The organism is Pseudomonas sp. SDO52101_S400 (assembly GCF_054071635.1).
Genome location: NZ_JBSVWF010000009.1, coordinates 51,124 through 76,406, shown reverse-complemented (window position 1 = coordinate 76,406; position 25,283 = coordinate 51,124). Strand labels below are relative to the sequence as shown.

At 61.7% G+C, this 25,283-nt stretch carries 21 protein-coding genes; 8 read left to right on the top strand and 13 right to left on the bottom strand.

Translation table 11 applies throughout. The features are described 5' to 3' along the window. Positions 1-95: 95 nt before the first annotated feature. The 5 genes from ACW9HX_RS06805 to ACW9HX_RS06785 form a co-directional block, all read right to left on the bottom strand. Positions 96-2,294, bottom strand: a complete 2,199-nt coding sequence (locus ACW9HX_RS06805) for an autotransporter domain-containing protein (protein WP_457379977.1) — start codon at positions 2,292-2,294, stop codon at positions 96-98. 172 nt (positions 2,295-2,466) lie between these two features. Then, the gene (locus ACW9HX_RS06800; protein WP_457379976.1) at positions 2,467-5,424 is read right to left on the bottom strand and encodes an autotransporter outer membrane beta-barrel domain-containing protein; all 2,958 of its coding nucleotides are present in this window, start codon (positions 5,422-5,424) and stop codon (positions 2,467-2,469) included. Positions 5,425-5,635: 211 nt separating this feature from the next. Continuing rightward, positions 5,636-6,307: a GNAT family N-acetyltransferase gene (locus ACW9HX_RS06795; protein WP_457379975.1), complete on the bottom strand. Its 672-nt coding sequence runs from the start codon at positions 6,305-6,307 to the stop codon at positions 5,636-5,638. A 12-nt stretch (positions 6,308-6,319) separates the two neighbouring features. Then, positions 6,320-6,766 carry a GNAT family N-acetyltransferase gene (locus ACW9HX_RS06790; RefSeq protein ID WP_197868920.1) on the bottom strand — a complete coding sequence of 149 codons (447 nt, stop codon included), beginning with the start codon at positions 6,764-6,766 and terminating at the stop codon, positions 6,320-6,322. A 10-nt stretch (positions 6,767-6,776) separates the two neighbouring features. Next, on the bottom strand, positions 6,777-7,400 hold the full coding sequence (locus tag ACW9HX_RS06785) for an FMN-binding negative transcriptional regulator (protein WP_457379974.1): 624 nt from the start codon (positions 7,398-7,400) through the stop codon (positions 6,777-6,779). A gap of 92 nt (positions 7,401-7,492) precedes the next feature. On the opposite strand from ACW9HX_RS06785, the gene pdxR reads away from it, so the two are divergent. Further along, on the top strand, positions 7,493-9,046 hold the full coding sequence (gene pdxR / locus ACW9HX_RS06780; protein ID WP_457379973.1) for a MocR-like pyridoxine biosynthesis transcription factor PdxR: 1,554 nt from the start codon (positions 7,493-7,495) through the stop codon (positions 9,044-9,046). 58 nt (positions 9,047-9,104) lie between these two features. Here the strand turns inward: pdxR and ACW9HX_RS06775 are convergent, their stop codons facing one another. From ACW9HX_RS06775 to aspA, 6 genes are all read right to left on the bottom strand, one after another. Continuing rightward, positions 9,105-10,205: a polyamine ABC transporter substrate-binding protein gene (locus ACW9HX_RS06775; RefSeq protein WP_457379972.1), complete on the bottom strand. Its 1,101-nt coding sequence runs from the start codon at positions 10,203-10,205 to the stop codon at positions 9,105-9,107. After that, on the bottom strand, positions 10,202-11,227 hold the full coding sequence (locus tag ACW9HX_RS06770) for a histone deacetylase family protein (RefSeq protein ID WP_457379971.1): 1,026 nt from the start codon (positions 11,225-11,227) through the stop codon (positions 10,202-10,204). The genes ACW9HX_RS06775 and ACW9HX_RS06770 overlap by 4 nt, the downstream gene beginning before the upstream one ends. A gap of 132 nt (positions 11,228-11,359) precedes the next feature. Beyond that, complete coding sequence (locus tag ACW9HX_RS06765; RefSeq protein WP_457379970.1) at positions 11,360-12,358, bottom strand: AraC family transcriptional regulator; 999 nt, start codon at positions 12,356-12,358, stop codon at positions 11,360-11,362. A 167-nt stretch (positions 12,359-12,525) separates the two neighbouring features. Beyond that, complete coding sequence (locus ACW9HX_RS06760) at positions 12,526-13,530, bottom strand: asparaginase (RefSeq protein WP_457379969.1); 1,005 nt, start codon at positions 13,528-13,530, stop codon at positions 12,526-12,528. Between the two features lie 99 nt (positions 13,531-13,629). Continuing rightward, positions 13,630-15,075: an alanine/glycine:cation symporter family protein gene (locus ACW9HX_RS06755; protein ID WP_457379968.1), complete on the bottom strand. Its 1,446-nt coding sequence runs from the start codon at positions 15,073-15,075 to the stop codon at positions 13,630-13,632. Positions 15,076-15,518: 443 nt separating this feature from the next. Next, positions 15,519-16,943 carry an aspartate ammonia-lyase gene (gene aspA / locus ACW9HX_RS06750; RefSeq protein WP_457379967.1) on the bottom strand — a complete coding sequence of 475 codons (1,425 nt, stop codon included), beginning with the start codon at positions 16,941-16,943 and terminating at the stop codon, positions 15,519-15,521. A 180-nt stretch (positions 16,944-17,123) separates the two neighbouring features. On the opposite strand from aspA, the gene ACW9HX_RS06745 reads away from it, so the two are divergent. The 5 genes from ACW9HX_RS06745 (at position 17,124) to ACW9HX_RS06725 (ending at position 20,835) form a co-directional block, all read left to right on the top strand. Further along, positions 17,124-18,041 (top strand): LysR substrate-binding domain-containing protein, encoded by a 918-nt coding sequence (locus ACW9HX_RS06745; protein WP_457379966.1) that lies wholly within the window; start codon positions 17,124-17,126, stop codon positions 18,039-18,041. 217 nt (positions 18,042-18,258) lie between these two features. After that, on the top strand, positions 18,259-18,750 hold the full coding sequence (gene purE, locus ACW9HX_RS06740; RefSeq protein WP_007954291.1) for a 5-(carboxyamino)imidazole ribonucleotide mutase: 492 nt from the start codon (positions 18,259-18,261) through the stop codon (positions 18,748-18,750). Positions 18,751-18,760: 10 nt separating this feature from the next. Beyond that, positions 18,761-19,843 carry a 5-(carboxyamino)imidazole ribonucleotide synthase gene (locus tag ACW9HX_RS06735; RefSeq protein ID WP_457379965.1) on the top strand — a complete coding sequence of 361 codons (1,083 nt, stop codon included), beginning with the start codon at positions 18,761-18,763 and terminating at the stop codon, positions 19,841-19,843. A 106-nt stretch (positions 19,844-19,949) separates the two neighbouring features. Then, a complete protein-coding gene (locus tag ACW9HX_RS06730) occupies positions 19,950-20,195 on the top strand; it encodes a GlsB/YeaQ/YmgE family stress response membrane protein (RefSeq protein WP_457379964.1) in 246 nt (81 codons plus the stop codon). A gap of 103 nt (positions 20,196-20,298) precedes the next feature. Beyond that, positions 20,299-20,835, top strand: coding sequence for a DUF3299 domain-containing protein (locus ACW9HX_RS06725; protein WP_457379963.1), 537 nt, complete (start codon positions 20,299-20,301; stop codon positions 20,833-20,835). A gap of 48 nt (positions 20,836-20,883) precedes the next feature. Here ACW9HX_RS06725 and ACW9HX_RS06720 read toward each other — a convergent pair whose 3' ends face one another. Next, complete coding sequence (locus tag ACW9HX_RS06720) at positions 20,884-21,783, bottom strand: D-hexose-6-phosphate mutarotase (protein WP_457379962.1); 900 nt, start codon at positions 21,781-21,783, stop codon at positions 20,884-20,886. A 58-nt stretch (positions 21,784-21,841) separates the two neighbouring features. Further along, the gene (locus ACW9HX_RS06715; protein ID WP_003229628.1) at positions 21,842-22,246 is read right to left on the bottom strand and encodes an acyl-CoA thioesterase; all 405 of its coding nucleotides are present in this window, start codon (positions 22,244-22,246) and stop codon (positions 21,842-21,844) included. A 378-nt stretch (positions 22,247-22,624) separates the two neighbouring features. Here ACW9HX_RS06715 and ACW9HX_RS06710 point away from each other — a divergent pair, with 378 nt between their 5' ends. Together ACW9HX_RS06710 and ACW9HX_RS06705 are read left to right on the top strand one after the other, a co-directional pair. Next, complete coding sequence (locus tag ACW9HX_RS06710; RefSeq protein WP_457379961.1) at positions 22,625-23,923, top strand: MFS transporter; 1,299 nt, start codon at positions 22,625-22,627, stop codon at positions 23,921-23,923. Between the two features lie 155 nt (positions 23,924-24,078). Then, positions 24,079-25,080: a phosphate ABC transporter substrate-binding protein PstS gene (locus ACW9HX_RS06705; protein WP_201115635.1), complete on the top strand. Its 1,002-nt coding sequence runs from the start codon at positions 24,079-24,081 to the stop codon at positions 25,078-25,080. Positions 25,081-25,283 lie beyond the last annotated feature (203 nt).

The following is a 25,283-nucleotide window of genomic DNA, read 5'->3' as shown; positions in this document are numbered from 1 at the left end:
CCTCGATACAACGCTTTAAACCTCGGGGGGGCATGTGCTCCCCTTTTTTTGCCTTTCAGTCGCTGCCGCAGTGAGCGGCAGCGACTGACCGGGACTCAGAACGCCATTCGCCACTGGCCTGATACACCATGGTTGCGGCTGTCGGTGCCGAGCTCTCCGGTCAGACCGACACCCAGCGTGTGGTTGTTCGAGACTGTCAGATCCAGCCCGGTATCAAGCTTCAGACTGTTGCGATCCAGCTCTGCGCCGTAAACGGTGTAGTCATGGCCGCCAGTGACCAGGCGTTGGCGGGTGCTGGTGTAGGTCTGGCCGTAAACGTGCTTCCATCCCGCGCTGAATCGTGGCGTGAGGCGCATCCCGTTAGTAAGCGTACTGACTTTCGCCATGCGCAGGCCGACGGTGGTGTTGAGGTTGCCTTGGGATTGATCATGAACCTTGAGTGCCGCAGCCCCGCCGGTCTCGGTGAAACTGTCGCGCTGGTAGCGCTGGTAACCGATGCCGGCAAAGGGTTCGATACTAGCGTTGACACCTCCCAGGTTGTATCCCGACTCGATGAACGCTTGCTGGGTACTGGCGTGGTAGCTGCCCTTGAGTCGGTCATGAAAGCGACCGAACGCGACTTCGCGGCGTGTGCTGCCCTCATGGCTGCTCCAGGTTGCGCCGAGACGAAGTGACAGCTGACCCGTCTGACGCAAGGCGTAAGCGCCCAGGTGCCAACTCTCGAGACCGCCGTCCAGTGCCTTGCTGTCCATGCGCGTGTCGGAGGTGCCCCCCATCAACCCCAGGCGCCACTCTTCGCTAACGCGCCAGTCCGTACCCAAAAGCAATCCTTTGGTGGAGTACTGCATGGGTTGCACATCGCGATCGAGTTTCCCTCCATGTCCAAGGGCTTGCAGCCAGACCCTGCCGGTGTCTGCGTTGCCGGCTGCATGACGTGGTGAGTTTCCCGGTGACTCATTGGCAATATCGAGTTGGTACATGGCCGACAGCAGGCTGGCGCTGACCGGCGCGATGCTGCTCAGGGTTGCCTTGGCGAGGTTGGCGTTACTGCCGCCTGCCAGTTGATCGAGGGCGATGGCGGCCGTGGCTTTGTCGGTGGTGAGTAGTGCCGCGACGGCGGTGTTGCGCGCAGTGGTTGAAACCGCCGGCGTCTGAGGCGTGGCAGGGGGTTGCAGAGTTTGCGCTTGCCGGGGAGGTTCGGCAGATTCCGGCGTTTCGGCCGGAGCCTGAGTTTGAACAGGGGAAGGGGCTGGCGACACCTGAGGCTCAATGCTTTTACCGAACTCGCGGCTATTGTCGCTGGTGGCGACTTGCTCGAAGGGCACCTCATTGCGGGCATAGGTCAGGCCGACCCGCTTGGGATCATCGTAATCCAGGGTTGGCGTCATGAAGGCCAGATTGTTTTCAATGGTGCCGAACCGGCCCTCGACCTTGCCGGCCTCGATGATGGTGTGCTGACTGCTTTGTGGATAGTCGCCGCTTGCGACCAGTTTCAGGGTCGCATCCCCGAGGCTGGCAGTGCCCTCGACGATGATGGTCGGGCTGTTGCCGGAAGCATCGACCGAATAGGCCAATACTGCCGGGCGCGACAAGTTCAGGTCGCCCCTGATCCTGGGTGCGCCATACACCTCGTCAACGGAAAATCGTCCCTGCACATTCAGGCCGCCGACGACACCGCTGCCGGCGAAATGACCGTTCTCCTGCACATCCACGTTGCCGGCAATGAGCCCCGAGTGAGTCAGATCCCCGCCGGGGAGAACCGTGACTCCGTGATCAATCTGGCCTCTGTTGATGAAAAGGCCCTCGGTCATTGCTCCACCCAGAATATGCCCTTCGTTAACCAGGGATGCCTTGGCGCGTATCAGCACTCCGGTGCTGAAGTCCTCCGAACCTGAGCGCGTCCAGGCGCCTTGTTTGACCTCCAGTCTCTCGAAGTTGCGTGATTCGCCGAGTTTTCCTTCCTTGGCATCGAGTTGCAGAACGTTAACTCCGGCGCCTCCGTCAACGATCCCGGCGAAGCTGCCACGAGGCTTCACGATTACCAGGTCGTTTGCATCACTCAGTTGCAGGGAAATGCCGTCTTTTGCCTTTTGCCCGCTCTTGACGGTAGTCGTAAGCGTGTCCGGGGCTTTGATAAATGCGTCGAGCGCTGATAGTCCTGGCGTCGGTTTTTGTTCGGGTGGCGGATCAGGAACGAGAACGGACTCCTGCGCCAGTGAGATCCCCGTATAGCCGAGTGTCAATGCAATAGCGACGGCCAGATGGTGAAGTCGGTGTGTATGTCGAACAGGCATCGGGTCAACCTCCGTGTTGGGAGGTCGAACTCTAAAACGGGGTGCCTGGGCATCGATGTCAGTCGGATCTGCCAAGCATGCAGGGATTGTCGACTGACGTGACAGTAAAGCGGCCCGTTTTGCTTAACGAGCCGCTTTTGCTTTCATTGCGTGGAACATTTGCCTACAGCATTCAGAAGTTCATCTGCCACTGCCCGATCAGCCCGTGATTACGACTGTTGCTGCCAATCTCGCCGCTGTAGCCAATGCCCAGCGTATGCCGCGCAGAAACGCCCAGGTCCAGGCCTGCCTCGAGGACAAGGCTGTCACGATCCAGCGAGCTGCCTTCGACGCTGAACGCGGTGCCGCCCACGACGAATGCCTGACGGGTCGAGCTGCTGACATCGCCATACGTGTGTTTCCAGCCTGCCGCCATGCGTGGGGTCAGGCTCATGCCGTTTTCCAGCGAATTCAGGTGCGCCAGGCGCAGGCCGACGGTGCTGCTGAAGTTGTCCTGAGTCTGACTGTCGACTTGTAACGCCGCCGTGCCACCCTTTTCCTGATAGCGGTCGCGGTGATAGCGCTGGTAGCCGAGGCTGGCGAACGGTTCGGCGCTGAGCCGACCGCTGCCCATGGCGTAGCCGAGTTCGGCGAAGGCTTGCTGGCTGTCGGCGTCGTAATCGCCTTTGGGGCGGTCGCTGAAACCGTTGAACGCGACCGTGCGCTTGCTCTCGCCCTGATGACCGCTGTAAGCCGCGCCCAGACGCAAGGCGATCGGGCCGTTTTGATGCTGGGCGTAGACTCCGGCGTGCCAGCTCTCGACATTGCCATCGACACCGGTGGCGTCCAGATCGGTCTTCGAATAGCCGCCGAGCACGCCCAGTCGCCATTGTGGATTCAGTGCCCAGTCGGCACCGAGTACGCTGCCCTTGGTGCGTTGTTCCAGACTGCCATTGCCATGTTCGCCCTCGAGCTTGCCGTAGCCGCCGATGGCCTGCAGCCAGAGCCGGCCCTGGGCGTTCGGATCATTCAGGTTTCGCGCTTCGGACTGTACGCCGTTGGCGGCGAGGATCGGCGTGTCGCGCTGATCGAGGCCGACCATCAAGCCGGGGCTGCCGCCCATTTGCTGCATCGCCGAGAGCATGCTGCTGCCGACCTGACTGCTGGCGCCGAGGGTGGCGCTGGTCAGGTTGGCGTTGCTGGCGCCGGCCAGTTGCTCGATGGCCGCGCCTGCACTGGTTTGAGTGGTGTTGAGCAAAGCGTTGTACAGCGCGTTGTTCTTGCCCATCGAGGCCAGGCTGTTGGCGGCGTTGCTGCCGTTGCCGGTGACGGCGAATTCATTGAACGCTACGTCATTGCGGGTATAGGTCAGGTCGACCTGAGTCGGCGTGTAGGCAAGCGTCGGCGTGAGGAACGCGTAGTCGCTGGTGACCGTGCCGAACGTGCCGTTGACCCGCGCAGCTTGTAGCACCGTGTAATGGCTTTGCCACGGATACGTGCCACTGCCGGGATTGACCGCCAGCGTCGCGCCGTTGAGGTTGGCCGTGCCGCCGACCTGGATCGGCGCGCTGCTGCCATCGGCGTTGACGCCGTAGGCGAGGGTGGATGCGCTGCCCATGTTCAAGTCGTGCACGATGGTCGCGGTGCCGAGGCGGGTGTCGGTGCGCAATGTGCCATTAACGTTGAGGTTGCCTACCGAACCACCACCCGCATACACACCGCCGGCGTCCACGGTCAGGTCGCCGGCGATGCCGCCCTGGTTGATCAGTGTGGCGCCGTTGCGCACGGCACCGCCGTCGCTGAAATCGCCGCTGCCGGTCAGGGTCCAGGCGCCTTGTTTGACCTCAAGCCATTCGAAATTGCGGCTGGCACCGAAGCTGCCGCCGGCTGCGTCATCCATCACTACGCGGTCGTAACCGCTGCCACCATCGACCACGCCGACAAAGCGGCTGCCGTTGCGCAGGGTCAGGCTGTCATTGCCACCGCCCAGGTCCAGCGCCAGGCCGTTGCTGCCGCTGATGGTGCCGCCGTTGATCACGTTGTCGGCAAACTCACCGACGAATTTCACCCCGAAACCGTCGAGGCCCTGAATCGTGCCGTAGTTTTCCAGCGTGGTGGCTGCCAGTCCTGAACCACCGCTGCCGTCGTCCACCAGAATGGCGCTGTTGGCACCGCTGATCAGCGCACCCTTGGCGTTGAGAATGTAACCGCCACCCAACGCGATACCTTCGCTGCCATTGGCAAAACCACCCTTGTCCACACCTCCGGCGCCGACACCCTGAATGGTGCCGTAGTTTTCGATGTGGGCGATCTTGTCGATGTCCACGCCATCGCCGTCGCCATTGGGTTGCAACCCGGAATATGCTCCGGTGATGGTGCCGTGGTTGATCACCGTGCCGTCGCCGTCGGAACCGAAGCCGGAGCCGTTGCGCCCGGTGATCTGCCCGTAGTTGACCAGCGTCGCCCCCAGGTCAGTGGTGATGCCATGACGCCCGCCGGAAATCACGCCGTAGTTGGTCACGCTGACGCCGGTCGCGGTGTCGATATCGATGCCGTCGAACTTCTGGTCGGCGTTGTGCGAGTCACCCGTGGAGATCTCGCCATAGTTACTGATGGTCGCATTGGCGCCGGTCTTCATGCCGTCGCTGGCGTCACCACGAATCAGCCCGCCCGCACGGTTGATGATGGTGGTTTTAACCCCGTCGCTGCGCAACGCATCCAGATCCAGGCCCTGGCCTGTGGTCGAGCGAATGGTGCCGCTGTTGTCGATCAACAGGCTGCCGCTGACAAAGTTGCTGTCGATGCGAATCGCGTCGTTGGAACCGAGAATCTGCCCGCCACTGCGGTTGTAGATGGCGTAGTTGCGCGCCTGGGTCAGGTCGCCGCTGCTATCAATCGCCCGGCCACCGGTAGAAATGATCTTGCCCGCGTTATCGATGATCACGCCGACACCGTTGGTGCCATCCTTGAGACTCACGGCTTTGCCGCTGTTGGTAATGCTGCCCGGCGCCGAAATCGTCAGGGTGTCGTTGCCACCCAATGTCTGCGACGCGGTGGTGGCGGTGTCGATCACGACATTCTTGCCGTGGGCGGCGCTGGTGGCGATCAACAGGGCGGTGGCGAGCGACAGGCGCTGAGGCGGGAGCGGCATGGGGGAACGTCCTTTTAGTTATTAGCGAGGGCGTTCTGTATAGCGGAGGGGGTTTACAGAATGATGTCTGGGCGATGTGCATTCTTTTGCAGATATGTCTGCGAGTTGAGTGCTTCATCTGCAATTCGTTGCAGATGAAGCAATAACAGACAGGAAACCCCTTCAACTTCCGTACTCGCCGTCGGGGGCTTCCCTCTTTGCGTTTACATACTCAGCCGCGGCACTCCACCAACCCTTTCACCTGCCCATCCGCCGTCTGATTCTCATCACTCAACCAGCGCTCGAACCCGGCGGCAATCGCCGGCCATTCCGAGTCCAGGATCGAGTACCACGCGGTATCGCGGTTCTGGCCCTTGACCACCATGTGCTGGCGGAACACGCCTTCGAAGCTGAAACCCAGCCGCTCGGCCGCGTATTTGGAGCGGGCGTTGCCGTTGTTGCATTTCCATTCGAGGCGGCGGTAACCGAGGGCGAAGGACTCCTTGGCCAGCAGGTAGACCGCCTCGGTGCTTTTCGGCGAGCGCTGCATCGGGGCGCCGAAGGTGACGTGGCCGATTTCGATGCGGCCCTGGGCCGGGACGATCGACATCAGGCTGAGGATGCCTTGTACCTGGCCGCTGGCGCGGTCGATGACGCTGAAGAAGTACGGATCGCTGTGGGCGGCGTGGTTGTTCAGCCAGTCATTGAAAGCGCTGCGTTCCGGAAACGGGCCGTAGGGCAAATAATCCCAGAGTTTCGGGTCGGCGCCAGGGCCTTGCAGGGCATTGAACAGGTCGTCGCCGTGGCGTGCCGGGTCGAGTTTTTCCAGGCGGATGAAGCGGCCTTCGATCAAGGTGGTGGAGGGCGGCGGCACGCCTTTCCAGTCGGCGAGAGTAATCGTCATGCGTTTGGCTCCTTAAATGGCTTTGCGAAACTGGATGAAGCCCGGGCGCTCGGCGATGCGCTCGTAAAGCTGGATCGCGGTGGCGTTGGTTTCGTGGGTCAGCCAGTGCACCTTGCAGCAACCGTCGGCCTTGGCGGTGGCGTAGACGTGTTCGATCAGCAGACGACCTACGCCGGTGCCACGGGTTTGCGGCTCCACCAGCAGGTCTTGCAGGTAGCAGGAGTTTTCGATGCTCCAGTTCGAACGATGGTAGATGAAATGCACCATGCCCACCGCTTTGCCGTCGGCCCAGGCGAGGGCGGCGTGGGTCGGTTCGTTCGGGTCGAGAAAGCGCTGCCAGGTGCTTTGGCTGACGGCGTCCGGCAATTCCGTGTTGTAGAAGCGCAGGTAGGCCTGCCACAGCGGTAGCCACGCCGCGTGATCGGCGGCGCTGACCGGACGGATTTCGATCTGACTCATGGTGATTTCCTTAACGCATCAAGTGAGCGAGGGTTTGATCGTTGATGTCTGGGCTGGCGGCCAGGCCTTCGCGCACGCCAGCGATATCTTCGGCGCTGCGGTTCTGGCTGAGCTTGCGCTTGCCTTCGAGGCGGTCGATGGGAATGGCGAACCCGACGATGGCCTTGAGCATGCCGTCGATGTAATCGGCCGGGGCATCGTCGACCGACCAGGGCTGGGCGCGGCCGGCCTCATGGCGATCGGTGAGGGTGCTGACGATGTCCAGCAACCGGCCGCCATCGCTGAAGGTTTCGGCGTGACCATAGGCGTGTACGGCGACGTAGTTCCAGGTCGGCACGACTTTGCCGTGCTCGGCCTTGCTCGGATAAAAGCCCGGGCTGACGTAGGCGTCGGCTCCGGGAAAAATCAGCATGGCTTCGGCACCGTCGCGCAGGTCTTTCCAATGGGGGTTGGCCTTGGCCAGATGCCCGTACAGCGTACCCTTCGGACCCTGTTCACGATGCAGCAGCACCGGCACATGGCTGGCCTGCAAGCCCTGTTCGCCGTGAGTCACCAGAATCGCGAGGCGGGTGGCGAGGATCAGTTCATGCAGTTGGGACAAGTCGTCGATGGCAAAGGCGCGTGGCGTGTACATGGAGAAATTTTCCTTGGCGAATGCCTGCATCCTAGGCAGGCTATTGGTCTGTTGTAAGAGCCATTGATGACCAATTTCATAGGTCCATTGTCATGCCCGATTCGACCACGCTTTCGCTGCCGTTCAATCCCGCCGGCATTGAACTCGACCGCCGCAAAGGCCTGAGCCGCCAGCTCTATCAGGCCTTGCGCCTGCGAGTACTCGACGGGCGCTTGGCCAGCGGCACGCGCCTGCCGGCCAGTCGCGATCTGGCGGCGGCATTGACGATTTCCCGCAACAGTGTGGTGCGTGCCTACGATCAGCTGTACGCCGAAGGCTTCATCGAAGGACGGGTGGGGGACGGGACATACGTGGCGCAGTTGCCGCAATCTTCAACGTCTGTGAAAAAACTATCCACAAAAGTATCCACAGGGTTTTCAACAGGCTTACCCACAACCTTATCCACAAAATCGGTAGATTCCACTGGGGATTTATCCAGCAAAGTTATCCACAGCGGTGCGATGCAGCGGCTTGAACGGAACCATTTACCGACGCCGCCGAGTGGTCCGCCACGGGCATTCAGGGTCGGTGTTCCGGCGTTCGATCTGTTCCCGTTCGATGTCTGGGCCAAGCTGAACGCGGCGTTCTGGCGCAAACCCGATTTGCAGCAACTGTGTTACGGCGACCCGACGGGTGATGCGCGCCTGCGCGGTCTGATCGCTGCTTATTTGCGCAGTTCGCGTGGCATGCAGTGTTCGGCTGAGCAAATTGTGATCACCAGTGGTGCGCAGCAGGGAATCAGCCTTTGTGCACAGTTGCTGGTGGAGCCGGGCGCAGGGGTGGGTATAGAGAATCCCGGCTACCGCGCAGCGGGTCATGCCTTCGCGCTGGCCGGCGGTCGATTGCACGGCATTGCGGTGGACGAGGAGGGCATCGATTGCGCAGCGCTGGCCGCCGCCGAAGATTGCCAGGTGGCCTATGTCACGCCGTCTCATCAATACCCGACCGGAGTGGTGATGAGCCTGGCGCGACGCCTGGAATTGCTGGCCTGGGCCGAGCGCACCGGGGGCTGGATTGTCGAGGATGACTACGACGGCGAGTATCGCTACACCGGCGCGCCCTTGGCCCCGTTGGCCGCGCTCGACCGACAGGGCCGCGTGCTGTACGTCGGCACCTTCGGCAAAGTTGCGTTCCCGGCGCTGCGGCTGGGTTATCTGGTCCTGCCGCCGGGGCTGGTGCAGGCCTTTGCGCAGCGGCGGGCGGTGGATGTCCGGCATTCGGAAGTGAGCACTCAAGCGGTGATGGCCGAGTTCATGGCCGCCGGGCACTTCCAGCGGCATATCCGGCGGATGCGCCGGGCAGCTCTGAGCCGGCGTAACACTCTGATCAATGGTTGGCCACATGGCCTGGCGGGTGTTGGGGAATTGCCCGCGGTATCGGCCGGATTGCATCTCACCGTGGCGGTCGACAGCGTGGCCCGTGAGCAGCAACTGATCGAGCAGGCCGCCAGCGTGGAGGTGGAAATCCATGGCTTGAGCAAATACTGGCTGCCGGACTCGACGACGCCGCTTGATCAGCGCGCCGGTCTGGTGCTGGGTTTTGCGGCGGTGCCGGAGCCGGCGATCGAATCGGCTCTGGCCCGTTTGCGGCAAGCCTGGGGTCATTGAACACAGACCGTTGGTATCCCAAGACCCGCCGGTGCGGGTCTTGGTAGGTTGGAACGTTTCAGGTTCCGGACTTGATCTTGGTCCACGCCCGGGTGCGTGCCCGTTCCGCATCACGCGGCAATGGTTGCAGGGTATAGAGCGTATTCATCGCCGCATCGGTCGGGTACAGGTTGGGGTTGTTGCGGATCGCCGGATCCACATGTTCCGTGGCGTCCTTGTTCGGGTTCGGATAACCGACAAAGTCGCTGACCGGCGCGATCACCTGCGGTTGCAGCAGGTAGTTGATGAAGGTGTAGGCGTCCTGCGGGTTCTTTGCGCCCTTGGGAATGGCGAGCATGTCGAACCAGATCGGCGCTCCTTCCTTCGGCAGGCGCATGTCGACCACCACACCGTTCTTCGCCTCTTTGGCGCGGTTGGCGGCTTGCGAGAAGCTGCCGGAATAGCCGACCGCGACGCAGATGTCTCCGTTGGCGATATCGGCCATGTACTTGGACGAATGGAAGTAGGTCACGTACGGGCGAATCTTCATCAGCAGCGCTTCAGCCTTGGCGTAGTCCGCCGGGTTCTTGCTGTTGGGATCCAGGCCGAGGTGTTGCAGGGCCAGCGGCAGTATCTCCGACGGCGAGTCGAGCAGGGCGACGCCGCACTGCTTGAGCTTGCTGATGTTCTCTTCTTTGAAGATCAGATCCCAGCTGTCCACCGGCGCGTTGTCGCCCAGCGCCGCCTTGACCTTGGCCGGGTTGAAGCCGATCAGGATGGTGCCGTACATGTACGGCACGGCGAACTTGTTGCCCGGGTCGTTGGCTTCGATCAGCTTCATCAGTTTCGGGTCGAGGTGATTCCAGTTCGGCAACTGGCTGCGATCCAGCGGCTGGAACACGCCGGCCTCGATCTGCTTGGCCAGGAATACGTTGGACGGCACCACCACGTCATAGCCGGAGTTGCCGGTCAGCAGCTTGGCTTCCAGCGCTTCATTGGTGTCGAAGATGTCGTAGACCAGTTTGGTCTGGGCGTTCTGCGTCTTGAAGTCTTCCAGGGCCTTGGGGGTGATGTAGTCGAACCAGTTGTAGACGCGCAGGGTGCGTTCTTCGGCGTGGGCCGCGCCGCTCAGTAGCGCCGCGCACAGTGCGGGAGCGATCAAGTGCTTGAGTCTGTTCATTGTTCGAAACCTTCGAGCACGTTCACCGCGTTGATGCCGATTTCTTCCACCGCGTAGCCACCTTCCATGACGAACAGGGTCGGTTTGCCGAGGGCAGCGATGCGCTTGCCCATGGCCAGGTAGTCCGGGCTGTCGAGCTTGAATTGCGAGATCGGATCGTCCTTGAAGGTGTCGACGCCCAGCGACACGACGATGATGTCGGCGCCGTAGTTGTCGATCTCCTGGCAGGCCTGATCCAGCGCCGCACTCCAGACATCCCAGCCGGAACCCGCCGGCAGCGGATAGTTGAAGTTGAAGCCTTCGCCGGCCCCTTCACCGCGCTCGTCTTCGTAGCCGAGGAAGAACGGGAATTCCGCTTCCGGGTGGCCGTGGATCGAGGTGAACAGCACATCGCTGCGCTCGTAGAAAATCGACTGGGTGCCGTTGCCGTGGTGATAGTCGACGTCGAGGATCGCGACCTTCTTGTGGCCCTGATCGAGGAACGCTTGCGCTGCGATGGCGGCGTTATTGAGGTAGCAATATCCACCCATCAAATCGCCGGCGGCGTGGTGTCCCGGCGGACGGCACAGGGCGAAGGCTCCGCGCGCACCGCGCTGGATTTCCGCTTGTGCGGTCAGCGCCACTTGCGCTGCGCTGTACGCCGCTTGCCAGGTGCCGGCGGTGATCGGTGCGCCGCCATCGAAGCTGTAATAGCCGATCTGGCCATGCAGGCTGGTCGGTTTGACCTGACGCAGAGTGCGTGCAGGCCAGGTGTAGGGCAGCAAGTCGCCGTCGGTGTTGAATTCGGTCCAGCGCGCCCAGGCGCCTTTGAAGAAGTCGAGGTAGTCGCGGCTGTGGATGCGCTCGATCGGCCCGAGGCCGAAATCCTTCGGCGCCTCGACCGGGCCGAGGTTTTGGTTTTTCACCCGCTGCAGCACGTGGTCGGCGCGTGACGGCATTTCAAAGCAAGGCTTGAGTTGCCCGTCGATCAATTCGCAGCGGCCATGGTGCAGGTGGTGATCGTCAGAGTAGATCGTCAGCATTTGTTGTTCTCCGCAGGGGCTGATTCGGTTGACCCCAGTGTTGCGGCGCGGGGCGAATCGGAGAACGGCCAGAGAGGCCAAAAGGGGATCGATGTGGCCAAAAATACTGACCTGATATCGCCCCTCGACGGTTTAACCGTGTGGACGGAACTGACTCGGCGCTACGCCGCTCCAGCGCACGAACGCATGTCGGAAGCTTGCGGTCTCGCTGAAACCCAGGGTCTCGGCGATGCGGTAGATCGGCAACTGATCCTCGCAAAGCATCTGTTTGGCTCGCTCGAAGCGCAGTTCGTCGAGCAGCTCCTGATAGCTGCAACCCATGTCTTTCAGATGCCGGCGCAAGGTACGCGGCGAGCAGTTCATCTGCTGCGCCAGGCCTTCCAGCCCCGGTGCGGCGTTGAGTTGCGCACTGAGCAACTGGCGGATCCGCCCCAGCCACGCCTGCCGGCCAGTGAACTCGGTGTTCTGCTTGCGGCAACGCTCGGCCATGGCCTGGTGGGTGATGATGTCGGCCAGCGGCAGCGGTTGATCGAGCCAGCGCCGGTCGAAGGCGAAGGCGTTGTCCTTGGCGCCAAAGTGCAGGGGCGCGTCGAAATGCTCGGCGTAGCTGTCGCGGTAATCCGGCGCAGCGTGTTCGAACCTTGTGGCGAGCAGTGGCAACGGATGGCCGAGCAGATCGTCGCAGATGACTTTCAGCGACACCAGGCAGAACTCCGCGTTGAATACGGCCATCGACGGGCTTTCGCGGTAATCGGCAGCAACGAACCAGACGCGCTCGCCATCGTCCTCCAGGCTCAGTTCGAAAAGTGTTCCCAGCAGCGCCGGATAACGGATCGCCAGCCGCAATGCGTCACCGAAGGTGGCACAGGTGAGCAGTGCGTAACCGAGGATGCCGTAGCAGGAAACATGCATGCGCCGGCCCAGCTCCAGGCCGATGTCATGCTTGAGCGCGACTGCGTTGGCGCAGACCTGCATCTCCTGATTGGTGGTGATGCGGGTGTCGGCCCGGTTCAGATCCGCCGCGCTGATGCCGCTGCCGGCCAGCAGTGCTTCGCTGGACAGGCCTTGATCCCTGAATGTGTTGAGCACCAGAGAGACGGCGTTGAGGGTGGTGAGGTGGGAGTGGAGCATAAGATCTTCCAGCCTTGGGATAGCTGGAACGCAGCAAGTTATATGCCGGACGAAGAGTCAATTGTGGGAGCGGGCTTGCTCGCGAATACGTTGTGTCGGACGACATCAACGTATCTGAGGCATCGCTTTCGCGAGTAAGCCCGCTCCCACATGGGGATGACGAGGTCTCAGATGAGCTCGCCGCACAGGTCGAGTTCGACCAGGCGCCGCACTTCGGCTGTCTCAAGACCTGCACCGAGCAGTCCGTTCAACTTGCCGAACGCTGCTTCGCGAGTCATGCCGCCGCCGGACAGCACGCCAACCCCACGCAAGCGGCTGCCCGCTTCATACACATCCAGTTCCACACCGCCTTCATGGCACTGCGTGACCGCAACTACGACGACACCTTTATCCCGCGCCCGGCCTAGGCCGGCGAGGAACTCTGGATTGTCGCTTGGCCCGGTGCCGCTGCCGTAGCACTCCAGCACCAGACCCTGAATGCCGCTGTCGAGCAGGCCGTCGATGATCTCGGCGCCGATGCCCGGGAACAGCGGCAGCACGGCAACCCTGGCCAGTTGCTTGGGCTGGTTGTAGTTCAGCGCGGCTGGCAGCGAGTTGGCTTTCACGCCGCCGCCCTGACGCTCCAGGCGTTTGAACGGATGGCGGCCGAAACTGCGCACTTTCGCGCAACGGGTCGGGGCCAGCAGTTCGCCGTGAAAATACAGATGCACACCCGGCGCCAGGCCTTGGCCGAGGGCGACCAGCGCGCCGCTGAGGTTTTCCCAGGCATCGCTGTCGGTGACGCCGGCCGGCAGCATCGAGCCGGTGAAGCACACGCGGGCATGCAGGCCGAGCAACTGGAAGCTCATGGCGGCGGCGCTGTAGGCCAGGGTGTCGGTGCCGTGCAGGATCAGCACGCTGTCGCAGCCTTGCACATCGACAGCATCGACCACCGCTTCACGCAGTTGCTGCCAGTAGGCCGGGGTCATGTTGGCGCTGTCGATCAGCGGCGACATCTCGCGAAAACGCCACTGCGGCACCACCAGGTCGGGCTGGCTGTGCAGGAAGTCGCGCATCCGCGCTTCGAAACCGGAGGCCGGGGCCAGGCCGTTCGCGCTGGCCTGCATGCCGATGGTGCCACCGGTGTAGAGCACCATGACGTGCTGGGCGGCAGGGTAGGTCGAGGAATTCATGGGGAGTTCTCCTGAACGAAGACAGCATGCGGTCGAGCATGACGCCGACCGCCGCTTGTGTCACGCCGGGCGCAAGACATGCGCCCGGTTTTTACCCGATCAGCGTTGCGCTGCGGGGATGCCTTGCGGCTGAGCGTTGGCCTGGGTGTCGGCTGACGGATTGGCAGGCCAGGCCTTCAGGTCCAGATCCAGGTCGGTGAACTTGCTGGAGTCGAACACTGGCTGGCTGACGCCGGCGCGACGCTGTTCGTCGTAGTCGCGCATCACACGCATGCCGACCTTGAACAGCAGGGCGAGGGCCATCAGGTTGACGAAGGCCAGGCAAGTCATGGTGATGTCGGCGAACGCAAACACGGTCGACAGGTCTTGCATCGAACCCCAGACCACCAGTGCCAGCACCAGACCGCGGAAAGTCATCAGCGCGGCGCGGTTGCGGGTGAGGAACTGCAGGCTGTTTTCGCCCAGGTAGTAGTTGTAGAGGATGCAAGTGAAGACGAACAGCGACAGAGCGACGCTGACGAACATGCGGCCCCAGTCACCGACCACGGCGGCCAGCGAGTTCTGGGTCAGGACGATGCCGTCACCTTCGAAGCCCGGGGTGTAGAAGCCCGACAGCAGGATCAGCAGCGCGGTGCAGGTGCAGATCACGAAGGTGTCGAGGAACACGCTGAAAGCCTGAACCACGCCCTGAGCGCCCGGGTGCTTCACGGCAGCCACGGCGGCGACGTTCGGCGCACTGCCCAGGCCCGCTTCGTTGGCGAACACGCCACGCTTCACGCCCATGACGATGGCGCTGCCGAGCAGACCGCCGAAGGCCGGGTCGAGACCGAAGGCGCTCTTGAAGATGGTTTCCAGCATGGCTGGCACGTGTTCGATCTGGGTGCCGATCACGTACAGGGTCACGCCGATGTAGGCCAGGGTCTTGATCGGTACCAGCAGGTCGGACACCGAGGCGATGCGCTTGATACCGCCGATGAAGGTGATGGCCAGCAGCACCGCCAGGACGATACCGGTGTGTTGCGGGTCAAAGGCAAAGGCGTTCTGCAGCGAATGGGTCACGGTGTAGGACTGCAGGCCGATGAAGGCGAAGCCGTAGGTGACCAGCAGCAGGATGGAGAAGACCACCGCCATGCCTTTGAGCTTCAGGCCGTGCTGGATGTAGTAGGCCGGACCACCACGGTACAGGCCGTCGCCGTCGGCGCGCTTGTAGACCTGGGCCAGGGTACATTCGAAGAAGCTGCTGGACATTCCGACCAGTGCGGTCACCCACATCCAGAACACCGCGCCCGGACCACCGAGGGTCACGGCGATACCGACACCGGCGATGTTGCCTGCACCGACGCGGCCGGCAAGGCTGAGCATCAGGGCCTGGAACGAGCTGAGTTGCCCGGCGCTGCCCTTGAGGCTGTCGCGGAACACCGCGAACATGTGGAAGAAGTGGCGCAATTGAACGAAACGCGAGCGAATCGTGAAGTAGCTACCGAGCCCGACAATGAGCGCGATCAGTACTTTCCCTGAGAGGAAGTCGTTGATGACTTCGAGCATGGATTTTTCCTCGCTGTTTTTTGTTTAAGCAAATACTGGATGGTCAGAAACATCGCGTTACACCGGTGTGCGTTCGGCACGACAGGCGAGGCGAGGGTTTCGTCCCGGTTCCATTTCGCGGGTTTGTTATTAGTTCGGGTTTCGCATGGGTTATGGCCTCGTTACCGACGACCGCTCACGCGAAGAGGGGCGGCACTATACCGATCAGTGCGGCGCCCGTCTGCACGGTTGTGGTGCAAGCGACGAAACGAGGCTTTGAAACACCCGACGTTACCGGCGTCGGGTTTGTCTGGGAGCTGGCTTTTTGGCCAGCCTCCATACATACGGTTCTCAGGTTCAAACAGTTAAAAAAAAGGGCTTGGGGAAGACTCCCCAAGCCCTCAAAAGGTGAGAGGTGTCTAGTCCCTCGACCTGGTGAGCGGTGCTACAAGTAACGCGTCGGATCAGCCTTTCAGAGGCACCAGACGCGGAGCAATCATGTTTTCCGGGCGCAGGATGTCGGCGAGCATGGCTTCGTCGAGCAGACCTTCTTCGCGCACCAGTTCCAGCACGCCACGGCCGCTTTCAAGGGCGATACGGGCGATGCGGGTGGCGTTTTTGTAGCCGATGTACGGGTTCAGTGCGGTGACCAGGCCGATCGAGTGTTCGACCAGCTCACGGCAGCGCGCTTCGTTGGCGGTGATGCCGACGATGCAGTGCTCGCGCAGCATGTCCATGGCGCGTTGCAGCAGACGGATCGAGTCGAGGATCTTGAAGGCGATCAGCGGCTCCATCACGTTCAGTTGCAGTTGGCCGCCTTCGGCCGCCATGGTCAGCGCCAGATCGTTACCGATGACCTGGAATGCAACCTGGTTCACGGCTTCCGGAATAACCGGGTTGACCTTGCCTGGCATGATCGAGCTGCCTGGCTGACGCGCCGGCAGGTTGATTTCGTTGATGCCGGTACGCGGGCCGCTGGACAGCAGGCGCAGGTCGTTGCAGATCTTCGACAGCTTGACCGCGGTGCGCTTGAGCATGCCGGAGAACAGCACGAAGGCGCCCATGTCGGAGGTGGCTTCGATCAGGTCGGCGGCTGGAACCAGCGGTTGACCGCTGATCAGGGCCAGACGCTGTACGGCCAGGGCCTGATAGCGCGGGTCGGCGTTGATGCCGGTGCCGATCGCGGTGCCGCCCAGGTTCACTTCAGTCAGCAGTTCCGGGGCCAGCGTCTTTAGACGGGCCAGGTCTTCGCCCATGGTGGTGGCGAAAGCGCGGAACTCTTGACCCAGGGTCATCGGCACGGCGTCTTGCAGTTGGGTACGGCCCATCTTCAGGACGTGGTTGAATTCTTGACCCTTGGCCGCGAAGGCCTGAATCAGGCTGTCGAGGCTGGCCAGCAGCGCGTCGTGACCCAGCAACAGACCCAGGCGGATCGCGGTCGGGTAGGCGTCGTTGGTCGACTGCGCCATGTTCACGTCGTCGTTCGGGTGCAGGTACTGGTACTCGCCTTTCTGGTGACCCATCGCTTCCAGAGCAATGTTGGCGATCACTTCGTTGGCATTCATGTTGGTGGAGGTACCGGCGCCACCTTGAATCATGTCGACCACGAACTCTTCGTGGAAATCGCCGCGGATCAGACGTGCACAGGCCTCGCTGATGGCAGCGTGCTTGGCTTCGCTCAGGTGACCCAGCTCGCGGTTGGCGTCAGCAGCGGCCTGTTTGACCATCGCCAGACCGACAACCAGCTTCGGGTAGTGCGAAATCGGAACGCCCGAGAGACGGAAGTTGTTCACCGCTCGCAGGGTCTGGATGCCGTAATACGCTTGAGCAGGTACTTCGAGGGTGCCAAGCAGGTCGTTTTCTGTGCGGAATGATGCAGCGGAGGACATGATAGAAATCATCTCGATATGGACCCGGTCTGTGCCGGAACGCTGCGAATGCTAGGCTTGTGGGAAAATTTGGGCCAATGCTGTTAAGCACTGCCCTATGCACATTCGGCATAATGCCCGTGTGACGCCGCGTGCGCGGCAGACGTGTGACCTGTTTTGGTGCGTGTCCGGGAGGACGTGATGAATCTGGAAAGCAAATGGCTCGAGGACTTCAGTGCTCTGGCCGCCACCCGCAGCTTCTCGCAGGCGGCCGAGCGGCGCTTCGTGACTCAGCCTGCCTTCAGTCGGCGGATCCGCAGCCTGGAAGCGGCCCTCGGGCTGACGCTGGTCAATCGCTCGCGCACGCCGGTCGAACTGACGGCGGCTGGGCAATTGTTCCTGGTGACCGCGCGCACCGTGGTCGAACAGCTAGGTGAAGTGCTGCGCCACCTCCATCATCTGGAAGGTGGGCAGGGTGAAGTGATTCAGGTGGCGGCGGCGCACTCGTTGGCGCTGGGTTTCTTTCCGCGCTGGATCGCGCAACTGCGCAACGAAGGCCTGAACATTGCCACGCGGCTGGTGGCGACCAACGTCGGTGACGCGGTGCATGCGCTGCGTGAAGGTGGCTGCGATCTGATGCTGGCGTTCTACGACCCGGACGCAGCGATGCAGATGGACCCGGAAATTTTCCCGTCGCTGCACCTGGGGCAGACCGAAATGCTTCCGGTGTGCGCGGCGGATGCCGGTGGCAAACCGCTGTTCGATCTCGAAGGTGAGGCCAGTGTGCCGTTGCTGGCCTACAGCGCCGGGGCGTTTCTCGGGCGTTCGGTGAACGGGCTGTTGCGCCAGCGTGCGCTGCGCTTCACCACTATTTATGAAACCGCCATGGCCGACAGCCTTAAAAGCATGGCACTCGAAGGTCTCGGTATTGCCTGGGTGCCGCAACTGAGTGTGCGCAACGAACTCGCCCGTGGCGAACTGGTGGTCTGCGGCGGTCCGCAATGGCATGTGCCGCTGGAGATTCGCCTGTACCGCTGCGCGCTGGTGCGAAAGGCCAATGTGCGGTTGTTGTGGCGCAAGCTGGAGGGCGGCGCGGCGCAAGGTACAGCCGGTGCGTGAAAACATGTCCCGGCCACTGACCTTCGAGTCAATAAAACCGGGCTTTTGCGGCAGATGACAGATGGTCGTAACGGGGGCTGTTTATTGCTTTCTTTGCGGTATACTGCGCGGCCTTCGGCCGGTTCGCCCGGCCATTTTTCCTACAACAAGCCACGCATTCTGCGTGGCTTGTTGTTTTTGACGCGCCTGCGGGCGCCCAGAGAGAAGAGGCGCGACGATGAGTGCACTGGTTGGCGTGATCATGGGCTCCAAGTCCGATTGGTCCACCCTTAGCCACACCGCCGATATGCTGGAAAAGCTCGGCATCCCGTACGAGGTCAAGGTGGTTTCCGCCCACCGCACCCCGGATCTGCTGTTCCAGTACGCCGAAGAGGCTGAAGGCCGCGGCATCGAGGTGATCATCGCCGGTGCCGGTGGCGCAGCCCACCTGCCAGGCATGTGTGCGGCCAAGACCCACCTGCCGGTGCTGGGCGTACCGGTGCAGTCGGCGATGCTCTCGGGTGTCGATTCGCTGCTGTCGATCGTGCAGATGCCGGCCGGCATTCCGGTTGCCACCCTGGCCATCGGCAAGGCGGGCGCGATCAACGCAGCACTGCTGTCGGCGAGCATCCTCGGCGCCAAGCATCCACAATTCCACGCGGTACTGAAAACCTTCCGTGCCGAGCAGACAGACAGCGTCCTGGACAATCCAGACCCACGTATTGCCTGAGGTTGTTGAGATGAAGATCGGTGTAATCGGTGGCGGCCAGTTGGGTCGCATGTTGGCTCTGGCGGGCACCCCGCTGGGCATGAACTTCGCTTTCCTCGACCCCGCGCCGGACGCTTGCGCCGCTGCGCTGGGCGAACACCTGCGGGCCGATTACGGCGATCAGGATCACCTGCGTCAGTTGGCCGATGAAGTCGATCTGGTGACCTTCGAGTTCGAAAGCGTCCCGGCTGAAACCGTGGCATTCCTTTCGCAATTCGTACCGGTCTACCCGAGTGCCGAAGCCCTGCGCATCGCTCGCGACCGCTGGTTCGAGAAGAGCATGTTCAAGGACCTGGGGATTCCGACCCCGGCGTTCGCCGACATCCAGTCGCAAGCCGATCTGGACGCCGCCGTTGCTTCGATCGGCCTGCCGGCCGTGCTGAAAACCCGCACTCTGGGTTACGACGGCAAGGGCCAGAAAGTCCTGCGCAAGCCTGAAGATGTGGTCGGTACTTTCGCCGAGCTTGGCAGCGTTGCCTGCCTGCTGGAAGGCTTCGTGCCGTTCACCGGTGAAGTGTCGCTGATCGCCGTGCGCGCCCGTGATGGCGAGACCAAGTTCTATCCATTGGTGCACAACACCCACGACAGCGGCATCCTCAAGCTGTCGATCGCCAGTACCGATCACCCGTTGCAGGCCCTGGCCGAAGACTACTCCAGCCGCGTCCTCAAGCAGCTGGACTACGTTGGCGTGATGGCGTTCGAGTTCTTTGAAGTCGACGGTGGCCTCAAGGCCAACGAAATCGCCCCGCGCGTGCACAACTCCGGGCACTGGACCAGCGAAGGCGCCGAGTGCAGCCAGTTTGAAAACCACCTGCGGGCCGTAGCCGGTCTGCCTCTGGGTTCGACCGCCAAGGTCGGCGAGAGCGCGATGCTCAACTTCATCGGTGTCGTTCCGCCGGTTGAAAAAGTCATCGCCATCGACGATTGCCACTTGCATCACTACGGCAAGGCGTTTAAGGCCGGACGCAAGGTCGGTCACGCCAACCTGCGTTGCAAGGACAAGGCGACCCTCGAGCAGCAGATCCTCAAGGTCGAAGCGCTGATCGCCGAGTAAAAACAGTTTCATGTGGCAACGGCGGAACCATTAAGGGCCGCCGTTCTCTGATGGCAGGATGCCAAAGTCTGGCTAGGCTATAGCCAATCAATCAGAGGGAAATGCCATGGGAATTATCGGAACCATTTTTATCGGCCTGATCGTTGGCCTGCTGGCACGGTTCCTGAAACCGGGCGATGACAGCATGGGCTGGATCATGACCATCCTGCTCGGTATCGGCGGTTCGCTGGCGGCCACTTACGGCGGCCAGGCCCTGGGCATTTATCACGCGAGCCAGGGGGCAGGCTTCATCGGTGCGCTGGTCGGCGCGATCATCCTGCTGGTGATCTACGGCCTGATCAAAAAGAACTGATCCAAAGCGACAAAGCCCTCTCTGCCAATCCGGCGGGGAGGGCTAGAATGCTCGGCGATTCAGCGTTCCCTTCTTATTCGAGCATCCTTTACCGAGCACCTTCATGCGCCGTCTTCTGTTGACTCTCCTTTTGCTGGGCAGCGGTCTGGCTCACGCCGGCGATCTGCCGGAAACCGACTGGCTGGAACTGATGCCCAAGTCGGATCAGAAAGCCCTCGAGGCCATGCCCGAAATCGACCACAACTCTCCGGAAGCCACCGGCACCTTCACCGAGAAGGGCGGGATGAAACAGGCCAAAGGCTTGCCGGCGGTGATGTATTCGACCAAGACCGTGGCGTCGATGAACGACAAACACATCCGCATTGGCGGGTATCCGGTGCCGCTGGAGTCTGACGCCAAGGGCCGCAGCACGCTGTTTTTCCTGGTCCCGTACCCGGGCGCGTGCATCCACGTGCCGCCACCGCCACCGAATCAACTGGTGCTGGTGCGTTATCCAAAAGGATTGAAGCTGGACGACATCTATACGCCACTGTGGGTGACCGGCACGCTGAAGATTGAAAAGGTCAGCAATGACCTGGCCGATGCGGCGTATGCGCTGGACGCGGACAAGGTGCGGGTGGTGCAGGAAAAGGATCTGTAATCCCGAGCAGCAAAAAAAATCGCAGCCTCAGGGCTGCGATTTTTGTTTTCAGAGTGGCTGGCTGCCGACGCTGACGCCCATGGTGTGGCTGGCATCCGGTGCCAGGCTCACCACATCGTCCATCACGTTCGCGGTCTCGATGCACAGCATGCGCTGCCAGCCGTCATTGTCCATGTCGCTGAACGCGGCGGCGCGGTCGATCCACGGGTTCCAGATCACGGCCGTGCGTGAACCGGTAGCAGTCAGCACGATGCGCCGTTCCCAGGCCGGATCGACGATGCTCAGTTGTGGCGGGGCGTCGAGGTAGATGCGGTCGGTTTCCCCGGCAAAGCGCAAGTCACCGTGCTGGTTGTGCGTCTTCCAGTCATCCAGGGTCTCGATGTAATCCAGGCCATCCACGCCTTCGACCCGCACATTGCGTACATCGCTGACCGCAAAATAACTGTGCAGCGCCTGACTGATGCTGACGGTGTCGGCACCCCGGTTGTGGCTGGTCAGGCTGATGTGCAGTTGATCGTCGAGGCGCAGGGTCAGGGTCAGGTCGACCTGATGCGACCAGCCCGGAAAACCGCCTTCCGGGTAGGGCAGCTTGAATTCCACTTTCAGGCTTTCGCCCTCGGTTTCGATACCGCCCAGTTCCCAATCCATCGCCCGGACAAACCCGTGAGCGGCGGCCGGCTCTTCGCTGACGCGCATTGCCTGAACGCTCTGCGGGTTACGCGCAAAAACGCCGAACCACGGCCAGCACACCGGCACGCCGGCGCGGATGCTCTTGCCGGTCTTGAACACGGCCTTGTCGTTCAGCCAGATCAGCGGCGGCTGGCCGTCCACCTGATAACTGAGGATGTGCGCGCCTTGCTGGGCGACCAGCACTTCGGCCTGACCGTGGCGGATGCGCCAGCAGTTCAGTTCATCCAGTTTCACGGCTTCAACGTTGGGCGTGTTCATGGGACAACTCTCGAATCAGCAACTTGGACGACTATCGACCTGCAAACGGCCGTGAGGTTTAACGTGCGCGTGGCGGAACCGAACGGGTACGACCGCTGCCATCAATGGCAACGAACACGAACACCGCTTCAGTCACTTTACGCCACTCGCTGGACAGCGGATCGTCGCTCCACACCTCGACCATCATCTGGATCGAGCTGCGGCCGATTTCCAGGGTCTGGGTATAAAAGGACAATTGCGCACCGACAGCCACCGGCACCAGAAACGCCATGCGATCGATGGCGACGGTCGCGACACGACCACCGGCAACGCGGCTGGCCATTGCGGTGCCGGCCAGGTCCATCTGCGCCACCAGCCAGCCGCCGAAAATATCGCCAAAGCCGTTGGTTTCGCGAGGAAGCGCGGTGATTTGCAGGGCCAGGTCGCCTTGCGGGATCGGATCTTCTTGTTCGAGCTCTATCATGCCGGGGGTGCCTCTGACCCGTGACTCATCGTTTGGTATTGCTGGTGGTAGCCGTCTTCGGGAAAAACGATTCAGCACCGAACATACTACGTTCGTCACGTTTTCCATCAGGCGCCTAAGGAGAAACTCTGCGAAACCGGCTAATCCCGAGCAAAGGTCGGGCCAACGACGTTTTCGCACAGCAACCCCTTACAAACCGGAGCAAGGTTGCGAGTATATCGGTCGGTAGACTCCGCGACGACCGTCCGGTTCTCATTTCGACCGTCAAATACGCGCCTCTATGTGCTTTTTCGAACAATTTGCTATGGTGCCGAACCTGCCCGAGCCACAGCCAGCGTTGTTGTGGCGGCAGATCCGACTATAAGAGAAGACCTTGCCATGACCACAGCGCCCTCGAGCCTCGCGCAGCCCGACCAACCCGCACGACCGTTGACCCGCAATGACTACAAGACTCTGTCGCTATCGGCCCTGGGGGGCGCGCTGGAGTTTTACGATTTCATCATCTTCGTGTTCTTTGCCACCGTGGTCGGCAAGCTGTTCTTCCCGGCCGACATGCCTGAATGGCTGCGCCTGATGCAGACCTTTGGCATCTTCGCCGCCGGTTACCTCGCGCGGCCGCTGGGCGGGATCGTCATGGCCCACTTCGGCGACCTGCTGGGGCGCAAGAAGATGTTCACCCTGAGCATTTTCATGATGGCCGTGCCGACCCTGATCATGGGCCTGCTGCCGACTTACGCGCAGATCGGCATGTGGGCGCCGATCCTGCTGCTGTTGATGCGCGTGATCCAGGGCGCGGCGATTGGCGGCGAAGTGCCGGGGGCGTGGGTCTTCGTTTCCGAACACGTGCCTGGAAAGCATGTCGGCTATGCCTGCGGCACCCTGACCAGCGGCCTGACCGCCGGCATCCTGCTGGGTTCGCTGGTCGCCACTGCGATCAACAGCATCTATACGCCAGTGGAAGTCTCGGATTACGCCTGGCGGATTCCGTTCCTGCTGGGCGGCGTGTTCGGCCTGTTCTCGGTTTACCTGCGCCGCTGGCTGCACGAAACTCCAGTGTTCGCTGAATTGCAACAGCGCAAGGCCTTGGCCGAAGAAGTGCCGCTGCGCGCGGTGCTGCGTGACCATCGTGGCGCCATCGCGGTTTCGATGCTGCTGACCTGGCTGCTCTCCGCCGGCATCGTCGTGGTGATCCTGATGACCCCGACCGTGCTGCAGACGGTCTATCACTTCTCGCCGACCACCGCGTTGCAATCCAACAGCCTGGCCATCGTATTCCTGAGCCTGGGCTGCATCATTTCCGGCGCGCTGGCAGATCGCTTCGGCGCCGGTCGCGTGTTTGTGTTCGGTTGCCTGGGGCTGCTGATCAGCTCCTGGACCTTCTATCACAGCCTCGCCGATCACCCGAACTGGCTGTTCCCGCTGTATGCGCTGACCGGTTTTCTGGTCGGCACCATCGGCGCGGTGCCGTACGTGATGGTCAAGGCGTTCCCGCCGGTGGTGCGCTTCAGCGGTCTGTCCTTCTCTTATAACGTCGCTTACGCGATCTTCGGCGGCCTGACCCCGATGGTGGTCAGCCTGCTGCTCAAAGAAAGTGCGATGGGGCCTGCCTATTACGTGGCGGTGCTGTGCGGGATGGGGATCCTGGTCGGCGCGTGGTTGTGGAGCAAGGGTCGGTAAATCCGCCTCACACCTTCAGTTACAACTGAAAGGCCAGCCTTCCGACAGGGGATGCTGGCCTTTCATCCAATTGTCATATTTCAGCCATAGAGTGTTCACACGGCCTGCTGATACTTGGCCCCGACTTAACACCCCCTATCTGCTAGGAGTAAGGCATGAAACTGAAGCGTTTGATGGCGGCAATGACTTTTGTCGCTGCTGGCGTTGCGACCGCCAACGCGTTCGCCGCTGTTGACCCGTCGATCCCGAGCTACACCAAGACCACTGGTGTGTCGGGCAACCTGTCCAGCGTCGGCTCCGATACCCTGGCCAACCTCATGACCCTGTGGGCTGAGAACTACAAGAAAGAATACCCGAACGTAAACATCCAGATTCAGGCCGCTGGCTCCGCCACCGCGCCACCTGCGCTGACCGAAGGCACCTCCAACCTGGGCCCGATGAGCCGCAAGATGAAGGACACCGAACTGGCGGCCTTCGAACAGAAATACGGCTACAAGCCGACCGCTATCCCGGTTGCCGTGGACGCCCTGGCTGTCTTCGTACACAAGGACAACCCGATCCAGCACCTGACCATGGAACAGGTTGACGCGATCTTCTCGTCCACCCGTCTGTGCGGCGCCAAGACCGAAGTGAAAACCTGGGGTGACCTGGGCGTGACCGGCGACCTGGCCAACAAGCCGGTTCAACTTTTCGGTCGCAACTCGGTATCCGGCACCTACGGCTACTTCAAGGAAGAAGCCCTGTGCAAAGGCGACTACAAGCCTAACGTCAACGAACAACCAGGTTCGGCTTCGGTCGTGCAGTCGATCAGCTCCTCGCTGAACGGCATCGGTTACTCGGGCATCGGCTACAAGACCGCCAGCGTGAAAACCGTTGCTCTGTCGAAGAAAGGCAGCACCGAGTTCATCGAAGACAGCGAAGAAAACGCCCTGAACGGCAAGTACCCACTGTCCCGCTTCCTGTACGTGTACGTGAACAAGGCCCCGAACAAGCCTCTGGCTCCGCTGGAAGCCGAGTTCGTGAAACTGGTTCTGTCGAAACAGGGCCAGGAAGTGGTCGTGAAAGACGGCTACATCCCACTGCCAGCCAAGGTTGCTGCAAAAGCACTGGCTGACCTGGGTCTGCAGGAAGGCGGCGCTGAAGTCGCAAAAAAGTAACAAACTGAGTCAGGGGTGAACCCCGCCTGACTCACGTGTGGGGCCCGGCCCGCAAGCGGCCCGGCCCCCACACTCCCCGAATTCTTTTATCCACTGCCAGTGCCCTGCTGGCGGCGGATTTGGTGCGTCACTGCATTGTCATCTTTCTGTCATACAGGATCGCTAGGGTGTGCGCATGAATGATCTGGCCAATTCCAAAATGA